The sequence below is a fragment of the Clostridium sp. genome, from assembly GCF_032576335.1.
In the GTDB taxonomy this organism is placed as follows: domain Bacteria; phylum Bacillota; class Clostridia; order Oscillospirales; family Acutalibacteraceae; genus Faecalispora.
Genome location: NZ_JAWFXC010000001.1, coordinates 398,552 through 423,384, shown reverse-complemented (window position 1 = coordinate 423,384; position 24,833 = coordinate 398,552). Strand labels below are relative to the sequence as shown.

21 protein-coding genes are annotated in these 24,833 nt (G+C 45.6%); 6 read left to right on the top strand and 15 right to left on the bottom strand.

Going from position 1 to position 24,833, the window contains the following annotated elements:
- Window positions 1-9 precede the first annotated feature (9 nt).
- The 5 genes from E7L17_RS01905 to E7L17_RS01885 all read right to left on the bottom strand — a co-directional run bounded on the left by E7L17_RS01905 (window position 10) and on the right by E7L17_RS01885 (window position 5,224).
- Complete coding sequence (locus tag E7L17_RS01905) at window positions 10-1,050, bottom strand: sialidase family protein (RefSeq protein ID WP_316321569.1); 1,041 nt, start codon at window positions 1,048-1,050, stop codon at window positions 10-12.
- Between the two features lie 6 nt (window positions 1,051-1,056).
- A complete protein-coding gene (locus E7L17_RS01900) occupies window positions 1,057-1,890 on the bottom strand; it encodes a carbohydrate ABC transporter permease (RefSeq protein WP_316321568.1) in 834 nt (277 codons plus the stop codon).
- Between the two features lie 3 nt (window positions 1,891-1,893).
- On the bottom strand, window positions 1,894-2,829 hold the full coding sequence (locus E7L17_RS01895; protein WP_316321567.1) for a sugar ABC transporter permease: 936 nt from the start codon (window positions 2,827-2,829) through the stop codon (window positions 1,894-1,896).
- An 85-nt stretch (window positions 2,830-2,914) separates the two neighbouring features.
- A complete protein-coding gene (locus E7L17_RS01890; protein WP_316321566.1) occupies window positions 2,915-4,228 on the bottom strand; it encodes an ABC transporter substrate-binding protein in 1,314 nt (437 codons plus the stop codon).
- 72 nt (window positions 4,229-4,300) lie between these two features.
- Window positions 4,301-5,224: a dihydrodipicolinate synthase family protein gene (locus E7L17_RS01885; protein ID WP_316321565.1), complete on the bottom strand. Its 924-nt coding sequence runs from the start codon at window positions 5,222-5,224 to the stop codon at window positions 4,301-4,303.
- A 329-nt stretch (window positions 5,225-5,553) separates the two neighbouring features.
- Between E7L17_RS01885 and E7L17_RS01880 the strand changes: the two genes are divergently transcribed.
- From E7L17_RS01880 to E7L17_RS01855, 6 genes are all read left to right on the top strand, one after another.
- The gene (locus E7L17_RS01880) at window positions 5,554-6,324 is read left to right on the top strand and encodes an IclR family transcriptional regulator (RefSeq protein ID WP_316321564.1); all 771 of its coding nucleotides are present in this window, start codon (window positions 5,554-5,556) and stop codon (window positions 6,322-6,324) included.
- A gap of 197 nt (window positions 6,325-6,521) precedes the next feature.
- Window positions 6,522-8,000 (top strand): FAD-binding oxidoreductase, encoded by a 1,479-nt coding sequence (locus E7L17_RS01875; RefSeq protein ID WP_316321563.1) that lies wholly within the window; start codon window positions 6,522-6,524, stop codon window positions 7,998-8,000.
- A gap of 333 nt (window positions 8,001-8,333) precedes the next feature.
- Window positions 8,334-9,485, top strand: coding sequence for a tyrosine-type recombinase/integrase (locus E7L17_RS01870; RefSeq protein WP_316321562.1), 1,152 nt, complete (start codon window positions 8,334-8,336; stop codon window positions 9,483-9,485).
- A 352-nt stretch (window positions 9,486-9,837) separates the two neighbouring features.
- Window positions 9,838-11,553: a methyl-accepting chemotaxis protein gene (locus tag E7L17_RS01865; protein WP_316321561.1), complete on the top strand. Its 1,716-nt coding sequence runs from the start codon at window positions 9,838-9,840 to the stop codon at window positions 11,551-11,553.
- A complete protein-coding gene (locus tag E7L17_RS01860; RefSeq protein ID WP_316321560.1) occupies window positions 11,550-12,053 on the top strand; it encodes a chemotaxis protein CheW in 504 nt (167 codons plus the stop codon). The genes E7L17_RS01865 and E7L17_RS01860 overlap by 4 nt, the downstream gene beginning before the upstream one ends.
- A 251-nt stretch (window positions 12,054-12,304) precedes the next feature.
- Window positions 12,305-13,300 carry an aromatic acid exporter family protein gene (locus E7L17_RS01855; protein ID WP_316321559.1) on the top strand — a complete coding sequence of 332 codons (996 nt, stop codon included), beginning with the start codon at window positions 12,305-12,307 and terminating at the stop codon, window positions 13,298-13,300.
- A gap of 96 nt (window positions 13,301-13,396) precedes the next feature.
- Here E7L17_RS01855 and E7L17_RS01850 read toward each other — a convergent pair whose 3' ends face one another.
- The 10 genes from E7L17_RS01850 to E7L17_RS01805 all read right to left on the bottom strand — a co-directional run bounded on the left by E7L17_RS01850 (window position 13,397) and on the right by E7L17_RS01805 (window position 24,637).
- Window positions 13,397-13,792: a MaoC family dehydratase gene (locus E7L17_RS01850; RefSeq protein ID WP_316321558.1), complete on the bottom strand. Its 396-nt coding sequence runs from the start codon at window positions 13,790-13,792 to the stop codon at window positions 13,397-13,399.
- Between the two features lie 55 nt (window positions 13,793-13,847).
- Window positions 13,848-15,044 carry an acyl-CoA reductase gene (locus E7L17_RS01845; protein ID WP_316321557.1) on the bottom strand — a complete coding sequence of 399 codons (1,197 nt, stop codon included), beginning with the start codon at window positions 15,042-15,044 and terminating at the stop codon, window positions 13,848-13,850.
- Complete coding sequence (locus E7L17_RS01840; RefSeq protein ID WP_316321556.1) at window positions 15,028-16,107, bottom strand: acyl-protein synthetase; 1,080 nt, start codon at window positions 16,105-16,107, stop codon at window positions 15,028-15,030. The genes E7L17_RS01845 and E7L17_RS01840 overlap by 17 nt, the downstream gene beginning before the upstream one ends.
- Window positions 16,104-17,525: an AMP-binding protein gene (locus E7L17_RS01835; RefSeq protein ID WP_316321555.1), complete on the bottom strand. Its 1,422-nt coding sequence runs from the start codon at window positions 17,523-17,525 to the stop codon at window positions 16,104-16,106. The genes E7L17_RS01840 and E7L17_RS01835 overlap by 4 nt, the downstream gene beginning before the upstream one ends.
- A gap of 2 nt (window positions 17,526-17,527) precedes the next feature.
- A complete protein-coding gene (locus E7L17_RS01830) occupies window positions 17,528-17,761 on the bottom strand; it encodes an acyl carrier protein (protein WP_316321554.1) in 234 nt (77 codons plus the stop codon).
- A 135-nt stretch (window positions 17,762-17,896) separates the two neighbouring features.
- Window positions 17,897-19,198 (bottom strand): acetyl-CoA hydrolase/transferase family protein, encoded by a 1,302-nt coding sequence (locus tag E7L17_RS01825; protein ID WP_316321553.1) that lies wholly within the window; start codon window positions 19,196-19,198, stop codon window positions 17,897-17,899.
- A gap of 13 nt (window positions 19,199-19,211) precedes the next feature.
- Window positions 19,212-19,514: a NifU family protein gene (locus E7L17_RS01820; protein ID WP_316321552.1), complete on the bottom strand. Its 303-nt coding sequence runs from the start codon at window positions 19,512-19,514 to the stop codon at window positions 19,212-19,214.
- A gap of 81 nt (window positions 19,515-19,595) precedes the next feature.
- Entirely contained in the window at window positions 19,596-21,044 is a 1,449-nt protein-coding gene (locus tag E7L17_RS01815; protein WP_316321551.1) for a 4-hydroxyphenylacetate 3-hydroxylase family protein, read from the bottom strand.
- Between the two features lie 154 nt (window positions 21,045-21,198).
- Window positions 21,199-22,614, bottom strand: coding sequence for a hypothetical protein (locus E7L17_RS01810; protein WP_316321550.1), 1,416 nt, complete (start codon window positions 22,612-22,614; stop codon window positions 21,199-21,201).
- A gap of 604 nt (window positions 22,615-23,218) precedes the next feature.
- Window positions 23,219-24,637 carry a sigma-54 interaction domain-containing protein gene (locus E7L17_RS01805; protein ID WP_316321549.1) on the bottom strand — a complete coding sequence of 473 codons (1,419 nt, stop codon included), beginning with the start codon at window positions 24,635-24,637 and terminating at the stop codon, window positions 23,219-23,221.
- Window positions 24,638-24,833 lie beyond the last annotated feature (196 nt).

The window sequence follows — 24,833 nt, the reverse complement described above, 5'->3', positions numbered from 1 at the left end:
TTCGCTTCCTTACTCGGATTTGTTGAGCTGAAAGCTCCAAAAAGAAATATCCTTACGGCAATTCGTATAAGTAACATACAGAGTATCACCGCTGCAATTAATGGAAGGGTAAGAATACTCGCCTTCTGTTTCTTCGAGCGTGTAAATGTCTTCCCACGTTTCTCCGTCATCCAGCGAGCAGGCAAGGCGTAGTGGGAATCGTGGCCCCCAGTTTTCGCCCACTGGGTTGTAAACAAGGAAGAGCCGCCCATCATCCGCTTTTACAAGGTCAATCCCACTGTTGTTATTCGGCAGGCTGGTGGGGTAGCCCTCGCACCACGTTTTGCCGCTATCCAGCGAATCGCTTCGAGCAATGTAGCCTTCGGAGGTACGCATGAGCATATGCACATTTCCATTTTGAGATTCCCACAGCGTAGGCTGTATGGCTCCCCGACCACCAAAGGACTGTACCGATACCGGAATCTCTTGGTATGTTTCGCTTTTGGTTGCTGCTTTTTCTAGCGGAATAAAAACCTCACTACTTTTTGCCCATGTTATTCCGTTATCATCCGAATAATCGGCAAAGCTGCGCCAAACCCCATTTTCCAGGGATGCCGGGGCAAGCCACCGCCCACTGGAAAGTACAATCAGCTTATTGCGTACCGGGCCTCGGCCTCCTACATCTCCGGGAACAAGCTCCCGTGCCGGAGACCACGTAAGGCAGTTGTCGTTCGATTCGCATACCCAAGTTTGCCAAGAGGCGATTTCGCGCCCTACCTTAAAGAATAAAAGCACGCTGCCATCTTTTTTTACAAATAGAACCGGATTCCAGTGAGGTAACCCGTTCTGCTGAAGAACCTGCGGCGCAAGCCATTTTCCACCGGTGCGCCGTGCACCCCAAATGGCTACGTCGTCCTCACCCTCGTGGCTGCCGGCAAACCAAACGCAGAACAAATCGCCGTTTGGCAATACAGCCAGAGTAGAGGAATGGCAGGCCTCAAAAGGGGGCTTCTCGCCTAATATACTCTCTTTCTCAATATGCCGGAAAAACCCGGCGGTTGCTGTATTCATGATTTATTACCCCTTAATGCCTGACGTTGCAATTCCCTCTACAAAATAACGCTGCAACAGCAGGAACACAATCATCGTTGGAATAATTGCCATACAGCAGGCCGCGAGCGCGGTGCCATACTGGAACTGGGCATTCGAGTTTACCGAGCCCATGAACTGCGCAATACCAACGGGAAGTGTGAGCATTTTATCGGAGCGGATGGCAATCATCGGCCACAAGAAGCTGTTCCAGTTTGCAATAAAAGTTAATATGGTCACGGTAGAAAGCGCTGGCTTTGACAGCGGCAGCATAATCTTTAAGAAGATTGTGAATTCACCGCATCCGTCAATTCGTGCGGCTTCCTCCAGCTCACGTGGAAGACCCCGGAAGAAGCTGGTTAGAATAAAGATACTGGTCACGTTTGCCGCCGATGGAAAAATAATAGCAGCATACGTGTTGAGTAAATGGATTTTTGCGCACATTAAATACAGAGGAATCATGTAAGCCTGAATGGGAATTAAAAGCATGGTTACAATTGTACCAAAAATGAACTTCCGCCCGCGGAACTCAAAACGACCAAGCGCATATGCCGCCAGAGAGGAGAGAAAAAGAATCATTAAAGTTCCTAAAATGGCGGTAATCAGGCTGTTCATGCCCCAAGAGAGGTAGGGGTATTTTTCCAGCACCGTAGAATAGTTTGAGAAAGTAAGTGTGTCGGGAATCCACTTGGGCGGGTAGCTGAGGATTTCCGCTTCAGGCTTTATGGAACATGCCAATGCCCACGCGAGTGGGAATAGAAACACAATGCAGATGATTAGTAGTAAAACGTATTTTGGCAGTTGTTTAAGTCCTTTTTCCATTCCTTACACTCCTTCCTCAACTTTTAGCAGTTTATTCTGAATGAAAATCATAATGACAAGGATGACAAGCACCGCAACCTCAATAGCAGAGCCATAACCCATTTCGTAGTTCTGGAATGCAGAGGTGTACAGGTACTGTACCATGGTAAGGGTTGAGGTTCCCGGCCCACCATTGGTCATCACATATATTTGGTCAAAAAGCTGAACGGTATTTACCATGGTGAGTGTAACCACCATGGAGGTAGTTGGTTTTAAAAGGGGGAGTGTGATTTTTAGAAAGGTTTGAAAACGCGTTGCTCCATCGATTAATGAAGCTTCATAAAGCTCCTTAGGGATGCCCTGGAGACCTGCCAGGAACAAGATGGTGTTATATCCTAAAAAGGACCAGATGATTACAACGGCAACCGAAATAAGTGCCACGCGCTCATCCGTTAGCCAGTGTACCGCAGATCCTCCCATTTTCTTTAAGTAAAAGTTGAGAATACCAAAATTGTTGTCGTACATCCAGTTCCAAATAATACCGACGACCGCCGGAATCAGAACATAGGGAATAATAGCGACAACGCGGCCAACATTGCGCCCGCGCATTTTCTTATTAAAAAATGAGGCCAGCAAAAGGCTTAGGATGATGAGGGGTGGCAATGTGAGAACAAAAAAAACGAGAGTGTTAATAATGGAGGTATGAAAGTTATCGTCGGTAATCATACGCTTGAAATTGTCAAGACCAATAAAGGACAATGAGCCGGCGAGATCCCACTTACAGAAGCTGATGAAGATACCAGCAATACTGGGGCCAAGGCGGAACACCGTAAAAACGATTAAATATGGCAGCAGAAACAGCGCCGCAATTTTGCCCTGTGAGGCTTTGAGCGGCTTTTGTTTCTTAGGGCGATTTAGGTTCGGGGCGATTACGCCCGTATTCGCTTGTCTGTTGGACATACGCTTATCACTCCTTAGATGAGGAACAACATTCTAATGAAAGGGCGGGCAGCCCGATTGGAGGATGCCCGCCGATAAAACCAGGTTAGCCTGCCAGAACTTTATTAATGTCGCTTTCAAGCTGTTTTGTAATCTCTGCCGGGTCCTTGTGGTTCAACATCGCGTTTTGAGCCGCGGTGAGAATCGGGCTAGGAGCAGCACTGGAGAATACCTTAACGGATTTCTTGTGTGCAGGCAGGAATTTTACATAATCCAGCTCGCTGTTAAAGGCATCAATACCTTTAATTTTTGTAGCGGCCTGCTGGGCTTTTACATTAGATGGAATCTGACCGGAGAGTGCCCACTCTGCGGAGTTATCGGAGAGCCATTTTACAAAGGTTTGAGCCGCTTTCACTTTATCTGCATCTTTGTTTTTGGGAATAGCGAGCAGCTCGGAAGCGCCCCAAACAGCCTTCTCACCAAAAATCTGCGGGTAAGCGGCGGTATCCCAATCGAATTTCGCAGCGCTGTTTACGCCGGAAAGCTGCCAGTTGCCGTCAACAACCATGGCAACGGTACCTGCTTTAAAATCGTCGATGGGAGATTTCTCACCGGCGGGGGTAACCTTATACTTGTAAACCAAATCCTCAAGGAATTGGAACGCTGCGGAGGTCTTTGTGCTGTCAAGCGAAACCTTGCTCATATCTGCGGTGAAGGGGTTGTAACCTTGCTGGTTCATAAGAGCAAATGCCTGATAGAACGCATGGTGATTCTGTAAGAAGCCAAAGCCGAACTGCTTAATGTTTGCAGCATCAAATCCGCTTTCGGTTGCATTTTTACCATTTGCGTCAATGGTGAGTTTCTGTGCGGCTGCAATCAGCTCTTCCTTGTTGGTGGGAGCTTTTTCAATGCCAGCCTTCTTAAACAGATCCTTGTTGTAGTACAGTGCGTGCATGTTAATATCGAGCGGTACGCCGTACTGCACGTCGTTTAGAATGGTGCCATCCCAGCCGGTTTTAATGTAATCGCTGGAATTGAGGTTCAGTCCCTTAATCGCGTCAGCATCGAAAACGCCCATATCTACAAACTGGCCGAGCTCAAAGGAGTGCAGAGCCACAACATCGGGTGTAGAACCTGCCTGGTAATCTGCCAAGAACTTCGTAAACATTTGTGACCACTGCAAAGAGGTAAAGTTAACCTGAACTTCTTTTTGGCTTTCGTTAAATTTCTTAACCAAAGCACCCATTTTGTCGAGGTCTCCACCAGTCCAGCCGCCATAGTAGTTGATGCTTACGGTAGAAGCGGGTTTGCTGGCTTCTCCCGATGCAGCAGCAGAGGACGATTGTCCGCCACCTGAGCATCCGGTAAACACAGAAGAAACCATTGCGATGCTTGCCAAAACGGCAACGATTTTTTTCATTTCTTTTTCCTCCCAAATATTTTTTACAGTTGATTTTTCCTCCCATAGTTCTTTAAAAGCAACTGCAAATAACTAAATTCCAAGTTTTTTCTCCAGCCTTTTGGTAAGGTGAGCCAGTTGAGAAAGCTCTAAACGCTCGGTTGCATTCTGAACACTTTGCCTGCCCTTACGTGCGGCTTCTCCCATTGGTACGCCAATCATATTTAGGTAGCATTTTGCGTTTGCAGGGTAATTTTTCATCTCGATGTAGGAACATACCGTTAAAATGTCCTGCACATAGTCGGTGGTTTCGGGGTCATCCTGCCAATGCTTTACCAGCCAAGAATACAGCTTCATTTGAAAGTTTGCCATTACGCCGCTGTACCCGGTTCCGCCTGCCTTTATACTGTCTACTAAGGTAGCGGTGTTGGCGTTAAACAAGTAAATGCCACTGTCTTTTATAATTGCTAGCTTCTCGCGAATCTGCTCCATATCGCAGCAGGTGTCTTTTAGAAATGCAAAACGCCCTGTGGAAATGCAGTATTTTAAAACCTTGGGGGTGAGCAATCGTTTGTACGGGAACGGGCATTCGTAAAAGCCGAGCTTTACGTCTTTTGGGAGCTGCTCAAGCAACTTACCTAGGCGTTCTATAAAAATGTCGTCGCTTTCATTTTCCGCAGCGAGGCGATTGCTGATAAGAATAACAGCGTCTACGCCTGTTTCTGCAATGCGGTTGAGTTCAATAGCTTGGTCGTTCAAGTCGTACGATACGTGCCCGGAAGCAATAACAGGTACTCTGCCGGCGGCTCTCTCTTTTACAAATTGGGTAAGCTTTACCCGTTCTTCCAGAGAAAGGTAAAAAATTTCGCTCGATTGGCAAGTGGAAAATAATCCGGCTGCGCCGTTCTCAATATACCAGTCGACCAGAGCGCCAAGCGCTTCATAGTCAATTTCATTATTTTGGTGAAACGGAGTAATCATGGTTGGCCATGCTCCGCATGCAAAGCTCGCATTCATAGACAATAGTCCCTCCAAGCTGAAATATGAGTTAAGTTTTGTTTAGATAAAAAGATAAGTGTGTTCATTAATGATGAACGATGTTCTCTTATTTTTGATTTTACTCGAATTTTACATATGTGTCAAGATATTTTTAGAATTAATTCGTAAAAATAGTTAACTTATCTAATAAATGTTTTACTAAATTATTTCATAAAGAGATCCTTTTTATTCTTTTAGAGATAGAATTGACATTTTAAAAAGTTTGTTTATAATAAATGAATATAGTTTTATAATAGAGAACAAGCGAGTTGTTGAAATGTTTAGAATGATTTGGGAGGAATGATGAAATGCCAAAAGAAGATGTTTACCCCGATGGCGTAAAGGTACGTTCGCTGTATAAGGCGGTAAATCTGCTGGATTATTTCAGTTCTGCCCATCCGGAACGGGGAATTAGCGAGCTAGCTGAGTTGAGCGGAATGCTCAAGAGCAGCGTGTACAATATTATGAGTACGTTTGAATCCTGTGGAGTGGTGGAAAAGAACCCGAAAACCAGCCAATATCGCCTTGGGCTGAAGATTTTAGAATGGGGCAATGCACTGAGCCAAGAGGATATTTTTGGCCGTGTGATTCGCCCGTTTATGGAGGAATTGACGGACCGAACCGGCGAAACCGTTTTCTTGGCGACTCCTTATGGAACAAACATCATCTACCTTGGTGCCGCATTCCCCAAAGGGGCAATGTCGGTTCGTACCATTAAGGGTGTGGTAGCACCTATGTACTGCACTAGTTTGGGTAAGGCGATTCTTTCCTGTATGGAGCCGTTTGTGACCGAGCAGGTGATTTCGGCTGGTTTACAGGAGTTTACCCCGTACACCATTACAGACCCCCAGCGCTTTCGTGAAGAAATCAATCAGATTCGTGCCGTTGGTTACTCCGTAGACAACATGGAGCATGAGTATGGCATAAAATGCGTTGGTGTACCGATTTGCAATGAGCGCAATCAGGTGATTGCGGCAATTAGTCTTACAGGGCCGTCTCTTCGATTTAACGAGCAGCAGATTGTAGAATATGCTAAGTTGCTGCAGGAATACGCACTTCAAATTCGCCACAGGCTTTAAATGCCTAGTTGCGTGTACAATTAAAATTACAAGGTAATAATAAAACGCCCGGCGGGGGAGTAAAAAGCTTACTCCCCCGCCGGGCATTTTTGGCCGTTGTTTTATTGAAATACGCATTTAGGCGCGGCGCCCTTTTTCAACATAGTATAGAATACCCTTTTCAGCTTATCGAAATACAAAAGAAAAGGAGGGGTTCTATGAATAGTGAAAGTTTTCAAGGGTTAGGCGGCCGTGTTGTTACGCCTTGTGATCCTTCTTATTCTGCCGCTAGGCAAGACTGGAACCGTGCGATACAGCAGTTCCCAGTCATAATCAACTATTGCAGTACCGCACAGGATGTATCTCGTGCTGTACTGTGGGCTAGAGAAAATTCGATTCCGCTTCGAATGCGAAATGGCGGTCACAATTACGAAGGGTACTCCAACGGGGATTGTGTACTCGTTATCGATGTAAGTGAAATGAGCGGAATCACTTTGAATGAACAGCAGCAAACGGTGACGGTTCAGGGTGGTGTAACAAACGGGCAGCTATACAATTTTGTTGCATCCAGAGGCTATCCCTTCCCCGGTGGTACTTGCCCCACGGTTGGTGTGTGCGGTTATTCACTGGGGGGCGGCTGGGGGCTTTCTTGCCGCATTTTTGGCTTGGGCTGCGATAGTATTGTAGAAGTACAGCTCGTGGATGCGCAGGGAGAAATTATTACCGCAAATGCCCAAACAAATCAAGATCTATTCTGGGCACTGCGCGGTGCTGGCGGAGGGAATTTTGGGGTCGTGGTTTCCGTTACGTTTCGATTGCCTCCCCCAGTGCAGTTTGTAACACTCATCGAAATCGATTATCTTGGTGTAAATGCCAATACGCAGGCGCTGCTTTTAGAAACTTGGCAGAATTGGATTGATGGTGCTGACGCTCGGTTAACACTCATCGCCCGAATATACAATTCAAAGGCGGATGGCCTTTCTATGTTGGTACGAGGGATTTTTTATGGAGAAGCCGCGGATGCGACACGGCTTGTTCAAAATTTTCTGGCCATTCCGGGTGCTGTCTTTAATATTCAATATATGACCTTTTTAGAGGCGGTTACCATTATAGGAGAAGCTTACCCTAGCTTTGAGGTATTTCAGTCCGTAAGTCGGTTTGTGTATCGCTCTTATTCACCGGAAGAAATTTGCAGATTGGTTAGCCTGATTCAGCAGCCAGCGCAGGGTTCTGTTTTCGCAGGGTTCTCTATGTATGCCTTGGGTGGCCAAGTAGCCAGAGTGGGAGAAGACGATACGGCATTTTACTACCGGAACGCCAAATATATTGTGTGGCTTCAAACCATTTGGGAAGAGAAACGCTACGCTTTCGTTAATAGGGAATGGATACGTGCCCGACTGCCAATTTTGGAGCCCCTTACGGTAGGCTCGTATGTGAATTTCCCATATTCCGACCTATGCTGTTACCTTACCGAATATTATGGACCGCATGTCGCAGAGCTAAAAATGATTAAGAAAAAGTATGACCCGTGCAATGTGTTCTCTTTCCCGCAGGGGCTTGCCCAGTGGGACGACGGCTATGCGAAAACTGTTTTTTCTGCGGAGCCGTTCGCGCCCTTCGGTAAAAGTGACACCGTACAAATTACAATGCCCAACACGAATTACCGCGGATTCCGCTATGTTCAATCGGAGCTTTAATTTAATATGTACGGTTAAAAGCATTAATAAAGTGAAAAGCGTTCCGATACAGATAATTTCAATGCATCTTAAAAACATTCCCCTACTGCGGCCGTGAATATTGTAAATATGACACGAAAATGTCGCAGTTTATCTTAAACGGTGACTTCCATGTTTTGACATACTACGACAAATTTTATTATATATTATCTTATTTTGCTTGTCAATGTGACGAAAAACACAGCCTTCGCGTTCATTTGTAGATAATTTTTAATGAATATGTTGCCCTTTTTTGATAAAAGCAAAAAAAATCGCCGTCAGCAAGAAACGTCATATTTGAAAGGAGCATTTTAAATGCCGCGAAAAGGAGAAAATATTTATAAGCGTAAAGATGGTAGGTGGGAAGGAAGAGTCATTTTACCGGATGGAAAGTACCGCTATTTATACGCTAAATCCTATAAAGAGGTTCGTTTAAAAATGAAAGACACTCGTGAACTGAATAAAACGAAGAAAATAGATAAGGAAATAAATACCAAATCTGCAAAAGATTTGTTTGAAAATTGGCTTACAGGAGAAATTACAACCCGGTTAAAACCATCAACGTACGAAAATTATTACTACTGCATAAACAGATATGTAATTCCTTTTTTTATGCATAACGCTAACTCTCAAATAACAGAAGAATCTATAAAACGATTAGTAGAAGAAATCAACTGTAATACCGCTCTTTCTGCAACGTACCGAAAGAAGATTCTATCCATTCTTAAGACTGCACTAAAAGAAATTAATAAAGAGTTTCCCCATGTGCCTGCTGTTGCAGAATTCGTTACGCTACCAAGAGTAAAAAGCAGTAAAAAAGTTGAGGTATTCACTATGAGAGAGCAAAGATTGATTGAACACATAGTATATCAATCGAGAGACAAGCGTCTTTTGGGTATTACGTTGAGTTTTTACTCAGGTATTCGACTTGGTGAGCTATGCGGTCTTAAGTGGGGAGATTTCGATTTTGAGGCAGGTGTTGTCTCCATTTCACGCACAGTGACTCGTGTTAAAAATCGAGAGATGAGTGATGAAAAAACAATCCTTCATGTGGGAACGCCCAAGAGTGAAACTTCAATAAGGAAAATACCCCTACCAGCTTTTTTAATTGATAGCTTAAAAGAATACAATGCCCTTTTAAAACACGAAGACTGTTATGTTTTAAGTAGTAAAACAGTTCCTTTTGACCCTCGTATTTACCAAAGGCTTTATAAAAAGGTTCTAGCTGAAGCAAACGTAAATGACCGTAAATTTCATACGATACGCCATACCTTTGCCACAAGAGCTTTAGAACTAGGAGTTGATATTAAAACACTTAGTGAAATTTTGGGTCACTCCAATGTAAATATCACATTAAATGTGTATGCTCATTCGTTCCAACGTATTCGCCGTCGATTCTACCGTCATTCCCGCTCCTGCAGTAGGTTGAATCAAGGGAATGGGAAACAAAGTCACCGTTTAAGATAAACTGCGACTAAAACATGCAAATCATTATACTAATTATTATTATATTCTTGCTGCATTTTTTTATTCAAATAAATAAAATTGGACTTTGTAGAAGTCCTTCAATTTATCATAATCGAATACGTTTTACAATGGTAGCTCTTCTGTAGAAGATTTAGTCATTTTTCGTAGACAGCGATAAATCGAGTAGTTGTTTTTATTTGCAGAGTATTTGCTACTGCAAGAGATAGATATTTTTTGCGAGCAGCTTTTCCCCAGCAGGGTGACGATTTATAGGAGGGAGGCAAGTCAGAAAATCTTCTCTGGAGGAGCAAGGAAAGAAATTAGAATAACATTACAGGAGGGTCTTGTATTTATGAAACGGTTTAGAGATAGGAATATTTCCCAAAAGTTACTTTTGGGTTTTCTTAGTATGGTGGTATTTATGGTTATTGTTGGCGTAGTTGGTGCCTATGGCATGATCCAAATCAACAATATGGACACCTACTTGTATGAAAGTCAGACTGCCCCCATCGAGGATATTTACGATGCAAACAGCAGTTTGGCATTAATTCGTTCTGAGGCTCGAGGCGGAATGATTTATGCAGGCGATCCCCAAAAGGTGGACGAATACTACCAAAAGTATTTGAAAGAAAAGAAAGATTATGATGAAGCAATTGCAAGATATAGAAAAACGATGTATTTGCCCGAGTCTGTTAAAATGTATGAAGAAACATCAAAGATGATTGAAACGGTGTTTGTTCCGGCTTTAGAGAAATCCTTTGCAAGTGCAAAGGCGGGAGACCGGGATGCGGCAGTTAGTGCAATAGTAGATATTACAGACGATATGAACACCATTTATGGGAATCACGAAAAAATGGTAGAAGCTCGTATGGAAGAAGCAAAACGTACCAGTGATTCCAACACCTTTGTTGCAATGATATTGTTAGCGGTTCTTATTGCCGTTAATGTGGTTGGTGCAATCGGCGCCATTTTTCTCGGCCGCAAAATCTCCCAAAGTATTTGTGTGCCAATTGGCCGAGTGGCAGACGCCGCCGGTGATATTGCTTTGGGTCGTATAGATGTTGACCTGAGCGATGTGAATTCTAAGGATGAAACTGGTATGCTGGCCACCGCATTTATTGAAATGCTCGAAGGTATCCGCAAGCAGGTAACGGTAGCTGAGCTGATTAGTAATGGTGATTTCACCCAGCCGGTGCCGCTTCGTTCCAATGAAGACGTGCTTGGGCTTTCATTGCAGAAAATTGAAGATGACCTTAGCTCAACTCTTCATACTATTCGCGCGGCTGCCGATCAGGTCAATACCGGGTCCGAGCAGGTGTCCGCAGCGGCTCAGGCTTTATCATCCGGTGCAACCGAGCAGGCGGCTTCCGTAGAGGAGTTGAATGCTTCTATTGTGAGTGTAGCACAGCAGGCAGAGCAAAATGCCATTAGCGTGAAAAAGGCAATGGATTATGTGAATGAAGCCGGGAAAGGGATTCTAGAAGGAAACAAGTGCATGCAGGAATTGAATCAGGCTATGCGTGAGATTGGTGATTCCTCACATGAGATTTCTAGAATTACAAAGCTTGTGGAGGACATCGCCTTCCAAACCAATATTCTCGCACTCAATGCCGCAGTGGAAGCTGCACGTGCAGGTAGTGCTGGAAAAGGCTTTGCGGTTGTTGCGGATGAGGTTCGCAATCTCGCGGCAAAATCGGCTCAGGCAGCAAATCAAACAACCCAATTAATTCAAAAGTCCGTTTCTACCGTTTCGCAGGGAGAGCAGCTTGCAGAAGAAACGCTGAAAATATTAATTACGGTTGAAGAAAAAGCGCAGATGGTAGACCAATCCATTCGTGAGGTAGAGGCATCTTCCTCCGCACAGGCGGCTGCCATTGAGCAAATTAACAGCGGGCTCTCACAGGTATCAGCCGTTATTCAAACCAATGCGGCTACTGCAGAAGAGAGTTCAGCCTCCAGTGAAGAACTGGCAACGCAGGCGCAGGCACTTCAGAGTGAAGTGGTTAAGTTCAAGCTGGCAGGTGTCAAAGATTGGATGCCCATGCAGAACGGAGAGTTGTTCTTATGACAGAAGAACAGTTTGAACAAGAATACCAAAACAAAGATGAGCTGGAAGGGCGTTATCTAACGTTTTGGGTTCAAAAGCAATTGTTTGGTATTTCTATTGATAAAGTGGTTCAGATTGTTGGAATGCAGGAAATTACGGAGTTGCCAGAACAGCCGGCTTATGCCAAAGGGATCATTAACCTACGTGGGCAGATTATTCCGGTAATAGACATAAGGCTTCGGTTAGGCAAACCGGAAGCGGAGTATACGGAACGAACCTGCATTATCATTACCCGTATAAATGAGAAAGACTTTGGACTAATTGTGGATGAAGTGGATGAGGTTACCAAAATTGTGAGCGACCGCATTTCGCCACCGCCACAAATGGGTAAGGATAAAGTTAGCTGTTATCTGACCGGAATTGCCCGAATGGGGTCACAAGAAAAGAATACGGAAAAAGTGGTGCTGCTCGTTCACCCCGGGAAGTTGATAAATGATACGCCGGAGATAATCCTGAAGTAATATTACCCCAAAGCTTTCTATTCTATTTTATCACATTTTAAAGGCCCCACTCCATGCAGTGCTGTTTTTTCACACTGTATAGAGTGGGGCTTGTACGTTTTTGACTGTAAATGAAGAGTACACCAAAAGTTCAGTAAGTCTCTTGTAATTTGATTTTTCCCTTATATAATAGAACTTATTATTCCATAATACTTTTATCAAAGCTTAATACGATATACTGAAGATAGATGTGAATACGGGAGGAAATGCGCTTGAAGGCAATTGTTAAATCAGCGGCAGCTAAGGCGGTAAAAGCAACTGCTGGTGCCTGCGCCGCCATTGGGCTAGCTCTTATTCTAGGGCTGCAATACCCCACAGCGGCAGGTATTATTACTCTGCTCAGTCTACAAGAAACGAAAAAAGAAACGCTAAAAACAGCCGGGCGGCGCATTCCTATTTTTGTAGCGGCAACTGCAATTGCGTATGTAAGCTTTCGTTTATTCGGCTATACCGTAACAGGGCTTGGTGTGTATCTTCTGGCTTTTGTTACGTTATGCCATAGTGTTTCTGCCGCGGCAGATATTGCAATGTGTTCGGTATTGGTCACCCACTATTGGGTAGAGCGCTCTATGAACCCTTGGCTAATCGGGAACGAATTCTTGCTTTTGGTTATTGGAGCGGGCATTGGCATTTTGCTAAACCTGTTTTTACCGGTTGGGATTCATTCCGTACGAAAAACCCAGGAGGAAATTGATTCTGCAATTTGTCGAGTGCTTGATGACATTGCCGAAGCGATTGAAAAACAATCCATAACCCAGCTGCCAAGGCTTCTGCTATTGGAGCAATTGTTGGAGAAAGCTCGTTTGCAGGCAAACCGTGCGGCAGACAACGCCTTAACTTTGGATTTAAATTATTACGTGGAATACCTTGATATGCGCACCAACCAATGTATGGTGCTTCGCCGCATTCAAATCGCTTTGCTCCGCTTAAACGGTGCACCCGCGCAGGCAGAACGAGTCTCGTTGTTCTTGCGCCGCATTTCCTCTTCGTTTGGGGAATCCAATAATGCGGCAGCTTTATTGACGGATGCAAATGAAATTCGGGCAGAATTTCGTGCAAGTGAGCTGCCTCGTACAAGAGAAGAATTTGAAGACCGTGCCGCCTTGCTCCATATTTTTAATGAATTGGAGCATTTTCTGCTCTTGAAAAGTACTTTTGCGCAGTCGTTAACGGAGGACCAAAGAATCCGGTATTGGAATCATAAATGATGCAGAAGACAGGGTATCTATATTAAATTGCATATTAACTTAAAAAGGCATTCATCGTTTACCTGCGGTAAATAATGAATGCCTTCTTTGAAGCCTTTATGCGGGTGGCAATACAATAGCGTAGCCAGATAGCACCAATTTATTGTGTTGGTTACGCATTAAAATTCGCAGGCGAGCAAGCTTTGTTTCCGGGTAGAGCTCGGTTACACGGCAGGATACGGTGACGGTGTCTCCACAAAAGACCGGGCGTATAAATCGTATCTCTTGGCTAACGTAAACACTGCCCGGCCCGGGAAGCTGTGTTCCAATTAGGGCAGAGACAATTCCTGCAAGCAACATTCCATGAACAATCGGAGCATCGAATCGGGATTCTCCGGACTCCATTTCGTGCAAAGGGTTTTGATCGCCGGTAAGGCGCATGTACTCGATTAAATCTTGTTGTGTAAAGCATTTACTGCGCTGTGCGGAATCCCCAACAGTTAGAGTTGTCAAGAATAAACCCTCCTTTCCGTTAATGAGTTAGGCTGTCATTATTTTAAGAAGGGTTTCATTCGTTTTGAATTTCAATGCTACGGCTCATGGAACAAATGAGGTCGATGCCATCCCAAAGAAGAGAGAACTGCATGCTGTTTCCCAATGGTACAATACGGTCACAACCCCTTGGGCGAGTGCAAAGCAAAAATTCGCGCAGCTCTTTTGGCGCAATCCCATAGTAGCACAAGGTTTGGCAGCGTTCCCCTAATATGGGTAGGAGTGCATCCAGTGAATGGGAAGAGGCCTCCAAGAACATGCCGTCACCCGTCCATAAATCCAGAAGCTCCGGTGTTAGCTCTTGGGTGATGACCCGTACTGCATAATTGCTTTTTCCAGCCAGTCTTATTTCTGGATTTTGTGCAGCCATGCGGCAAAAATGCTCTCGCTTTTTTACTGCATGAACGGGTAGGAACTCTCCATTTTGTCGGCAGAGCTGTTCTATTCTCTCCCATAACATGGTTTGTGCCGCTTTTATTTGGGCGGGTTCTCCCAGCCAAAGCAAGACGCGGGGAGAGGTGCAAGCCCATTGGCCTGCAAAAAAGGCATCTGCATAAAACCGTTCTGCGAGCTGTTCGGGGTGTGAGTCGCACATAAAAGCGGCTGCGTCGATGGCACAAACAGAATACCGGCTGGCAAAGGTAAGCTCCAAAGCGCGAGGGGAGAGTGGCAAAAGCCGAATTTGCCGAATGGCCTGATCCCCACCCCATAACACACGTACACGGCACTGTTCGGAAAGCTGAGCCAGAATCGGGTGGTCGTGCTCACATTGAAAACAGGTAATAAAGGGAATGAGAGAACGAAAATCGGAGCGGAGCAGGGAATCCATTTCACGGCACAATAGGTCGGCCTGCGGGAAATTTCGTGATGATAGCCGAACGGCGCAGGGGCACCCCGCGAGCAGACCTGCCGCCAGTGAATAGGCGAAGTTTAGGGGAACATTGCCGGGGCATACATGAAAAGCCAGTCCTCGCCCAAAGCGAAGCTCCTCGGTATTCCATTTAGTTTTTAGGCGCTTCAGGTTTTTAAGGCGGCACCAAAATGCAAATGCGGTTAGATCTGGGTGCGATTTTATCTCTGGATTCTGACGCAGGCGATGACTCAGCGCTTGAAAAAATGAAAGAATGCTCTCGTCAAAAATAGGGAATGGAGATACTTCATTCGTTAAGCTGGTAAAATCCCCAGTAAGGAGTGTTTTATCTTGCGTAAACATCGCTGCACCCCCTAAGCTGTGCCTGTAAAAGGCGCCCATGAATACGAAAGCTGCGACCAAGTCTGCCGCAGGGGCAATTATCGATTCCAAGGAATGTTGCAGAATCTTCCGTTAAGATGCTGTGGCCGGGGTAGGAGCGAGGCAACAGAGAAAGTACTTGAATAATGCCCGGTTCCCCTACACTGCACAAAGAGAAATCGTCTCCTCTGCGAACAAACACCTCTGAAAGCTCACTGGCATGAAAACGCCCGGCTTCGCACTGAAAGAAAATGGAGCCAGCCTGTTCTGCCATTCCGTAATAATTATAAATGTGGTGCAGCCCACAGCATTCTTCGAGCGCCCGGTGGAATTCTTCGGGAGGTACGGCTTCGTCCTGAAGCTTTTTCCAACCACCGCCATGAATGAGGGTTCCGGATGAAAAATCCACATACTCTCTATTCTCACGAAGCGCCTGACAAAAATACTTCCACACCATAAAAGTGAACCCAAATAGCAGAAAAGGCCCGCCGTTTACCTGCTCCAAAAAAGAGCGAATAAGCGGCAGGTTTAGTGTGTAATCATCCTCTAAGGCAAATACGCGCCGCCGCGCAAACATAGAAAAACCAAGAACTCCGGCTGCACGGGCAGAAAGCCCACCATCCTTACTTAGAATGGATGGGCGGTCAATAATGAGCATAGGCAAGCGTGCTCCACCAATAAAATCGGATGCAATGTGTGCTAAAGCCCGTTGTTGGTCCGCGGCAGTTTCTCGGTCTAACTCCACATGTACCTGCTGGCTACCCGTTGTACCGGAGGAGGTAATCGAACGGCTGTAATCTTGCCCTTCTAGACTTTTTAATTCCATGGATTTAAAAAGTCCGGAGGGTAGAAAGGGCAGTTCTTCAGTTCGGGTTGCAGCGTCCGGATGAAAATTGAGTGCCCGAAGCATATTGGCATATGGCTTGCAGTGGGCACTGTGGTAACGAGTGAGCTCCAATGCCGCTGGGAAAAACAAGGATTCCTTTACCGCCTGCGGAAGCGTAAAAGGTGGAAATTCGAGCAAGCGCTCCACATCCTTTGTCATAGCTGCTCCTCCAAACGGGTATATTGGATTTTGCCCGCCTCTGTGCGTGGGATTTGTTCAATTTCTATTGCTTTGAATGCACGGGTTGGGAAGCGAAGAGTATCGGATAAATACATAAGAATTGGCTGGGTGTCGCAATCCGCTGTTTTTTCTACGAATATCGTAATATGGTCGTCTTTCCCAACGCATGCAAAATCTGCTCCACTGAATCTTTCACGAAGCAATCTTTCGCATTCATCTAAGCTTACACGACTGCCGAATAGCTTAACCATCCGCTTTTTGCGGCCGGTAACGTAATAGTAGCCATCTGCGTCCCGCATTGCGAGGTCACCAGTGTGCAGTACACCGCCAAAGTCATCCTCGCGAGCCAAATCCTGCGGGCACTCTGCGTAACCGAGTGTCACGTTCGGCCCTTTGTATACAAGCTCGCCCTCTTGGTTTGTCTGCGTGATTTCTTCCCCGTTTTCTTGAAGCAGGCGGAAAGTACCGCCGGGAATGGCGATTCCAATACTGCCGCATTTTTCTTCAGCTCGCTCCCAAGGCAAGTAACTCATGCGTGCTGTGGCCTCAGTTTGGCCATACATGGCATAAAAGCGCTTACCGTGCTCTCGGGCATACACCGCACATTTTTGGTGCAGGCGGTGCGGTAGTTTACCACCAGCCTGCGTAAAGTAGTGAATACTTGGCAGCTCACGCTCAAAAAAGCCGGCACGTTCCAGCAGCGCGTAGGTCATGGGAACACCGCTGATACTGGTGGCTTTTTCACGCTCTAAATAATCCCAAAACTCCTGTTGAATCACACTATAATCACTAAGCAATATGGTACCGCCTGTGAGCAGGTGGCTGTGCAAAATAGAAAGGCCAAAGGTGTAATACAGCGGTAATGTTAGAATTGGACGTTCCGAGGTGGAGTCGAGCTCCAAATACTGCGCGATTGCCTGTGCATTTGAGAGGATATTGCTTGCGCTTTGGCGTACTAGCTTCGGGCTTCCTGTTGAGCCTGAGGTTGTGAGAAGAAGAGAAAGCTCAGGGTGAAGCTCTTGGCAGGGGTTAAAATCTGTTTTTAGCAGAGTGTATTCATAGAGCGTGTCTATCGGTTTGCAGGCAGGAAAGGCTTTTGCCTTACTTTGCGGAACCCACAGATAGGCGGGTTGGTAAAGCGAAAGCAAGTTCTGTAATAGCACTGGGTTGAGCTCGCCGTCCAAAAGAAGAGGCACAGCCTGTGCAGACAAAAGGCCAACATAGCCCGCAGTAAATGCAATGGTGTTGCTGGTAAGACATAAAACAAGGGAGTGTTGTACCGACCATTCGGCAATATGCTTTACGTCCGCAATTAACTGGGAATAAGTATGTATGTGGCCGCTCGGTTCTACCAAAGCAGGCTGCTCTTTTGGGTGTTGTTCCAATGGAAAAAACATGGTTAGACCTCCACGCCGTATTTCCTTAGAATTTCTTTCCCTTTTTCGTAGCTGTTAAATAGAATTACGTCGGTCGAATTGACAGAGATATCAAAGGTATCTTCCATCATGGTAATCATTTCAATGTGTTGCAGAGAATCCCATTTACCGCGCAGGTAAATCAGAGAGCTAAGCTCTTCTTCGGCAACGCCGAACAGCTCGATAAAAACGTGGTTGTATTGTTGCAAGTGAGTCATGGTTATTTTCCTCCAGAGAACAGTAGTAAGTGCGTGCCGCCTTTTTATGGCGCTTTTTCTTTGAGTAGCACACCGGAGGGGCCGTAGCCCCTCCGGTGTACCTGTTGTAGGAGAGTGTATCGTTATCTAAAAAAGTTATACTCCAAATCGTTGACGGAAATCTTCCATCAATTCCTCACGAAAATCAGGGTGCGCAATTTCAATTAAAGCCAGTGCACGTTCCCGTAAGGTTTTGCCCTTGAGCTTAGCAACACCATATTCGGTTATGATGTAGTTTACATCGTAACGGGAGGTGGTAACGGCTGCTCCGGCGTCAATCTGCGGCACGATTTTAGATACACGCGTGCCGTCCTTTTTTACGAGTGACGACGGCATCGCCATAATGCTTTTTCCGCCGCGGCTGAGGTTTGCCCCACGCACAAAATCAACTTGACCCCCTACACCGGAAAACTGGCGAGGACCAATGGTGTCTGATACAACCTGACCCATTAGATCTACCTGAATGCAGGAGTTAATAGAGATTAAATTATCGTTTTGTGCAATTACAGTGGGGTTATTTACGTAATCCACCGAGTACATAGCGACGGAGGGATTGTTGTTTACATAATCATACAGGCGTTTACTGCCCATTAGGAAAGTGACCACGCATTGGCCTTTGTGCAGCGTTTTGCAGCGATTGGTGATAACACCGGCTTCTACTAGCTCCACCACTCCATCCGAGAACATCTCTGAGTGGATTCCCAAATCTTTCTTTTCTTTTAGGAAGAGCAAAACGGCATCGGGAATTGCGCCAATGCCAAGCTGCAAGCAGTCACCATCCTGAATGAGGGAGGCACAGTGCTCGCCAATGGCACGCTCGGTATCGCCGATTTTAGCCTGCCCCAGTTCAATAATGGGGGTGTCTACCTCAACAATGCAGTCCAGTTCACTTACATGAATGAAGCTGTCGCCAAGGGTTCGAGGCATCTTGGGGTTGATTTGCGCAATTCGGATGTCTGCAATTTCAGCGGCGGGCTTTGTGTAGTCCACCGATACACCATAGCTGCAATAGCCATGCTCATCTGGCGGAGAAAGGTGAAGTAACGCCACATTGGGGTGCAGTTCCTCGCGCAGTAGGTCGGGGATTTGTGAAAAGTAAACAGGGGTAAAATCGCCGCGCCCTTTTGCAATGGCATCGCGCGTTGAAGCACCTAAGAATAAGCTGTTATGGCGAAAATTCTTTTGGTATTCGGGCAGGCAGTATTCGCCTTTTCCCATGGCTACCATGTGAACAATTTCCACATTTTTATAAGCGGCAGCATTTTTCACCATGGCGTCAATTAATACGCTGGGTTCACCAGTAGCGTGAGCTACAACCACGCGGTTGCCGGATTTAATATGAGAGACGGCCTGTTCTGCCGTCATTTTCTTTTGTTGGTACAGTTCCTGCCAGGACATGTTACGTCACTCCTTATTGATTTGTTGCACTGGCATGCCGAATGCTTAAAAACTCCCGTGCCTGATTTAGCAGAGAATCACTCACCCCGGCATCCAGTACAACACGCCGTACCTGCGGGAAATGGGATTGCACGGCAGAGGCAATGAATTCTTCAGTGGTAAGGGTGGCAGAGGGGCAGTTCGCACAGGTGCCCAGTAGGCGAACTGTCAGCACATCGTTTGAAAGGCTGACAATGGAGATGTTCCCTTGGTGTAGGGCAAGCTGAGGCCGAACTTCTTCATCCAGCAGGCGTTCTATTTTGGAAAGTAAGGTCATAAAAAAACACCTCATAAAGCAGAACCGGTTCCCGCTGCCCAGTGGAGTGAGCAGCGGAATGTAACCGGCATACTTTTGTAATTAGTCGATGTGAGCAATGGCTTTGGCAAGTTTCTTTTTCGCGCCAATGTTCCCCTGGCGGGCAATCATAATGCGCTGTGCCTGCGGAGAACCAGCACCGTGCATCGATTCGGTACGGTAGCCAACAGCCGCCGTGCCGAGAGCGAGGTTTTCAATCAGGCGCAGAACACGCAGGCGGGTTTCGGTAGAAACGGCTGCGGTGCCGCGCAGGTATTTGTCTACATAGGGGCCAACAACCGGGTCGCGCAGGTCTTTTTCAGACGGAGCGGTCACCATCAAGCCGCCGGCTATGTCTTCTGCAAGTCTTACAATCTCATAGGGGAAACGGGTAACGTTCTGCTTACATACGTTAGCGAGCAGCAGGTCGATTAGGTAGTTGCCGGAAAGAGTGGCCTTACCCTCGGCGGAACAAGCAATGCCGCAGGCAAACAGTGTTTCATTGAGGTGTACCATCTCAATGAGCTTATCCTTTACGGCAGAAGCACGCTCTACGCCGTTGTATTCAGCGGCCAAAGCGGCAGCGCCAATCAGAACGTCGCCCACGCCTACCTTACAGCCGCCGTAGCTCTGTCTGTGGTAACCGGCAAAGCGCTCTACGAGCATTCCGGCAAACTCAACCTCACCGTTGAGGAAGATGCGGTCATTCGGTACAAATACGTTGTCGAATACCACGAGAGCTTCTACACCGCCAAATTCGCTGTTTCCTACATCCATCTCACTGCCTTCCAGCTTGCGGGTGTCGCAGCTCTGGCGGCCAATAATCATGAGGATGCCTTCTGCATCGGTTGGTACAGCAAAGGATACGGCATAGTCCTTATCGTCCGGCCCCATAGCAATGGTGGGCATAACAATAACCTCTTGGGAGTTAATGATACCCGTTTGGTGCGCTTTTGCACCGCGAACCACAATACCATCCGGGCGGCGTTCAACGACGTGCAGGTACATGTCGGCATCCGGCTGTGCGTGAGGAGCAAGAGCACGATCCCCCTTGGGGTCAGTCATTGCGCCGTCAACGGTCCAGTCGTGCTCTTCTACATAGGCAACGAAGTTTTTAAAGTTCTCAAAGTAGTTTGTTTTGTATTGTTGGTCGGTTTCGTATGTAGTGGAGTAAAGAGCGTTAAACGCATCCATACCAACACAGCGCTGGAAGCAGGAAGCGGTTTTCTGCCCAAGCAGACGCTGCATTTTTACTTTTTTAATTAAGTCTTCTGTGCTGTGGTGGATATTACAGAAACGGTTGATTTTATTACCGGTAATGACCGATGTTGCGGTCATTAAATCGGCATACTGCGGGTCCTGAGCCAAATCGTAGGTCATACGAACCGAGTTCAGCGAGGGGCGCAGAATCGGGTTATCCACCGGATTCTCTATTTTCTCACCAAACATATAAATCTGCATATTCAGCTTGCGAATACTTTCAATGTACTGTTCTCCAGTCATAAGTGCCATGATAAAGTCCTTCTTTCTAAAATAAATGATTATGTGAATTGATTCCTGACAAATGGTTGTGAAACTGATTTTGTGAAATAAAGTTTTTATGAAATCCTTGTTATTGGAGTATTGTGAAACTAGTGAAATGCTTGGTTAAAAAGAATAAGAAAGATTATTTTGCAGCTACCAGCTCGGGTTCTGCTTCTTGGCTAATTTCGACTTTTTCTGTTTCATCTTCGCGGACAAAAACGTCAACATCATACTCTTTTTTATTACCGAGCAGTACCAATAAGCTAAGTACAATGCCTACTGCAAGGCCCCATGCGGCACCTCTGGCAACAATAACAGCCGCCATAACGCCTGCGATACCTAGATCGTTCATGGTACGGGCTTTGAGAATTCCGATTCTTACCGAGACATATCCCTGAACCATCATGGTCAAAGCCAGAGCAATATTTAAAATGGGTGTAACTAAAGTAACAATGGGCAAAAGGAAGTAACCGGTCAATGTACCAAACCGGAAAGAACCTGTGCCGCCGTAGATGGAATCCATGGATTTTTTACCATGGGTATAACGGTCGCATACCACTACCTGCATAGCAGCCCACAGAGGACCGCACATGGTAATATCGGGGCCGATAATTGCCATCAGGCAGTTACGCAAGCCAAAGATTAAATGCGAACGGTTGGGGTTATAGTCGATCAGTTCATCCGGGCGAGCTTTTGATGCGTCTTGCAGCAACGCTTGTGCCTGAATCATCTCACCAAACAAAATGACATAGGCAGAGAAAACCATTGGAATGGCCTGAATAAACATTTTTGCAGGAGGGAAGCCGATGGACCAAAAGGTCCAGTGACCCCATAGCTCCCCGAAAGATGGAGCTGAAAATCCCCACTGAATGGAGGGCCAAGCGGTTTCACCTACGAGCGGAGCTACCACCACTGCCAGTAAAATGCAGGGCAGAACACCTAAATTAGAGAGGGTTTGAAAGAACTTGTTTTTATGCCGTAAGCTCTTAAAAAAGTTAGAAAAGAGCATCCAAAATGCAAGACCAATGCAGATTACGATAGAAATAGGATATTTTGAAAAATAACCCGTTTGGCCAAATACGGTATTCACAGCCGCAATACCAGCGCCAATAATAATACCGGCCTGCACGCAGTTGGGAATGAGAGTAATGATTTTTTTGCCAAGCCCTGTAATACCGAGGAATGCGGCAAAAACACCCAAGCTCAGCTCAAATGCAATCAATGCCTGAACGCGTTCCGGCCCCATGGGGAACTGACTGATGTATAGCAGCAGAAGCGGTATTGCTGGCGTAACCCAACCGGGTACAACCGGGTCACCCAACAAAACATGAGTGCAGTATAAAATACCATTCAAGGTAACAATAGCCAGAGCAACGCCAAACGGCATTCCCAAATACTGCTGGAGAATGGGAACTGCACCAAGACAGACAGCGCACATTAAAAGACCCTGAATATAATCCGCAACTTCAAACCTATAATGTACACCTGGTAAGCGGATTTTAAATGGACCCGCCGGTATGTAAGGACACTCTTTGCCATATTCTCTTTCTAATGCCATGAATATTCTCCTTTACTGATTCTTTGTTTGCAAAGTGAATTCAATTGTCCCGCAGGCTTTCGCATTCCTTTTCTTAAGAAATGAAAATACACTTTCTTTCACGATGCTTTCCCTCCTTGCACCCTAATCGAACTCTACCCTCTAACCTCCCTCATGATTGTTTGAATCGTATTGCAAGAATCCATCTGTTATAATATGGAAGCAATTACGATGCCAGATGGTACAGAATGTACCACTTGCTTTTTAATTTTCTAAATCGAACAATTTCGACAACTTCCTTTTGGCAATCTCACAATAGAAAACAACACTCTAACTAAAGGGACAAGTTTTAAACTAGGTAAATTTTTATTAAATAAAACAAAAAGTAAAACGTTGTAAATTTATTATTTGACAAAAACATAAAAATGTAGAGAGTTTTTAGTTTCATTTTTAAAACTAAATTTCAGTTATGAAACAAAATGGGACAGGCAGGTATTATTTTTTTTAATGTATAGAACTCCCTGTTATGATGATAAAAAATTACGCCATGAAAGGCTACATGAGCCAATCATGACGTAATTTATGTAATTGCTTTTATAAAATAATTTTATCAATAAATAGGAAATTAAGTTATATCTTGGTACTTTTGGCGCTTGCGAACATAGGTGGCGGGGTCCATATGCAGGCTTTGCGCCGCTGCCCGCACATTCTTTTTGTTTTCGTAAGCCTTTTCAATATACTCTTTTTCAATGGTTTGCAGGTAGGCCTTTAAATCGAAGCTTTGGTCCCCCTCCAGTGATTCGGAACACAAGCGGGTGTTTTGCAGCATAAGGTGTGCGCTGTCTATTTCATCTGCCTCGCTTATAATAAACGAGCGTTCCATCACATTTTTTAGCTCACGCACATTACCCGGCCAATGGTAGCCCAATAAGCTGATTACTGCACTCTGGGTTAGTGATTTTGTGTCGTTGTATTTTTTGTTGAGATTTTCCAGCATATTTTGTGCCAGCTTTGGAATATCATCCTGCCGTTCACGCAGAGGGGGGATTTTTACCGGGAACACATTGAGGCGGTAATACAGGTCTTCCCGCAGCTTCCCGCTTTTTACCATTTCTTCTACATCTCGATTGGTTGCAGCTACTACCCGTACATCTACTTTCATGGGTTTGCCGCTGCCAATGCGGATGATTTCTTGCTCCTGCAATACGCGCAAAAGCTTTACCTGCAGGTTTGCAGGCAATTCACCTACTTCATCTAAAAAGATGGTTCCTTTATGGGCTATTTCAAAGAGGCCGGCTTTTCCTTCACGGTTCGCACCGGTAAAAGCACCGCGTTCATATCCGAACAGTTCGCTTTCAGCAAGTGACTCGGGGATTGCACCGCAGTTCACTTTAATAAATGGGCCGTCTCGCCGCGGGCTTTTTTTATGTAGGTAAGAGGCAACCATCTCTTTGCCAACTCCGGTTTCACCCAGCAGCAACACAGGGGTATCGAGTAGGGCGGCGCGGCCAACCATGCGCAGCAGGTTTAGCATTTTTGCATCACCTACTACCATGTTGCTGGTCTGCATCAGCTGCCTGCGTATTACTTCAATTTCACCCTCATAGCGCTGTGCCTGCTCCTGTTTTTGTGCGAGCTGTTCCTTTAAATTGTACAGCTCCGATATATCGCGTACATTGGTAACTACCATAATTACTTCATTCTGCTCGTTAAAAACAGGAGTGCTTGTTACGATAGCGCGCTTACCGGTTCGAAAGGTTTGGTCGATGGTAATGGTGTTCTTGCTCTTTAGAGCAATGAGGGAAGCGGAGCGCGAAATAATACCGTATTTTTCTAGCTCCAGCATATTTTTACCGAGCACATCCTCTTCCAGTAATCCAGAAATTACTTCGTAAGAATGATTAATCCATATGGTTTTTGCCTGTCCGTCGGTAATGTAAATTCCATCAAAGGAGCTTTCCAGAATGGCAATTAGGGCGTCGGTTGTGTTCATGGCATCCGGGAAGTTGGTAGCTTTGTGCACATGCACAGGTTTTCTCTGCATATGTCCTCCTTTGTCCGGTAGGTTTTTACTCTCTTGTTTATCTTGATTCCACATGGATATTATAACAAATATTTCTGTAAAATCAAATCTGTTTTTGGCATGTTTGCATTGTAAAAATACTGCAAAAAGGTTTTAAAGACAGCACAATTACAATACCGAAGTCCACAATTCTTTCAAAATCGTTATTTTTTGTAAA

Coding starts and splice junctions, on each gene's coding strand:
- E7L17_RS01865 (WP_316321561.1), top strand. CDS start 9,838: ATGAAACGGTTTAGAGATAGGAATATTTCCCAAAAGTTACTTTTGGGT.
- E7L17_RS01825 (WP_316321553.1), bottom strand. CDS start 19,198: ATGTCCTGGCAGGAACTGTACCAACAAAAGAAAATGACGGCAGAACAG.
- E7L17_RS01875 (WP_316321563.1), top strand. CDS start 6,522: ATGAATAGTGAAAGTTTTCAAGGGTTAGGCGGCCGTGTTGTTACGCCT.
- E7L17_RS01895 (WP_316321567.1), bottom strand. CDS start 2,829: ATGTCCAACAGACAAGCGAATACGGGCGTAATCGCCCCGAACCTAAAT.
- E7L17_RS01870 (WP_316321562.1), top strand. CDS start 8,334: ATGCCGCGAAAAGGAGAAAATATTTATAAGCGTAAAGATGGTAGGTGG.
- E7L17_RS01885 (WP_316321565.1), bottom strand. CDS start 5,224: ATGAATGCGAGCTTTGCATGCGGAGCATGGCCAACCATGATTACTCCG.
- E7L17_RS01810 (WP_316321550.1), bottom strand. CDS start 22,614: ATGGCATTAGAAAGAGAATATGGCAAAGAGTGTCCTTACATACCGGCG.
- E7L17_RS01890 (WP_316321566.1), bottom strand. CDS start 4,228: ATGAAAAAAATCGTTGCCGTTTTGGCAAGCATCGCAATGGTTTCTTCT.
- E7L17_RS01840 (WP_316321556.1), bottom strand. CDS start 16,107: ATGACAAAGGATGTGGAGCGCTTGCTCGAATTTCCACCTTTTACGCTT.
- E7L17_RS01900 (WP_316321568.1), bottom strand. CDS start 1,890: ATGGAAAAAGGACTTAAACAACTGCCAAAATACGTTTTACTACTAATC.
- E7L17_RS01860 (WP_316321560.1), top strand. CDS start 11,550: ATGACAGAAGAACAGTTTGAACAAGAATACCAAAACAAAGATGAGCTG.
- E7L17_RS01830 (WP_316321554.1), bottom strand. CDS start 17,761: ATGACTCACTTGCAACAATACAACCACGTTTTTATCGAGCTGTTCGGC.
- E7L17_RS01820 (WP_316321552.1), bottom strand. CDS start 19,514: ATGACCTTACTTTCCAAAATAGAACGCCTGCTGGATGAAGAAGTTCGG.
- E7L17_RS01815 (WP_316321551.1), bottom strand. CDS start 21,044: ATGGCACTTATGACTGGAGAACAGTACATTGAAAGTATTCGCAAGCTG.
- E7L17_RS01845 (WP_316321557.1), bottom strand. CDS start 15,044: ATGTTTACGCAAGATAAAACACTCCTTACTGGGGATTTTACCAGCTTA.
- E7L17_RS01835 (WP_316321555.1), bottom strand. CDS start 17,525: ATGTTTTTTCCATTGGAACAACACCCAAAAGAGCAGCCTGCTTTGGTA.
- E7L17_RS01905 (WP_316321569.1), bottom strand. CDS start 1,050: ATGAATACAGCAACCGCCGGGTTTTTCCGGCATATTGAGAAAGAGAGT.
- E7L17_RS01880 (WP_316321564.1), top strand. CDS start 5,554: ATGCCAAAAGAAGATGTTTACCCCGATGGCGTAAAGGTACGTTCGCTG.
- E7L17_RS01805 (WP_316321549.1), bottom strand. CDS start 24,637: ATGCAGAGAAAACCTGTGCATGTGCACAAAGCTACCAACTTCCCGGAT.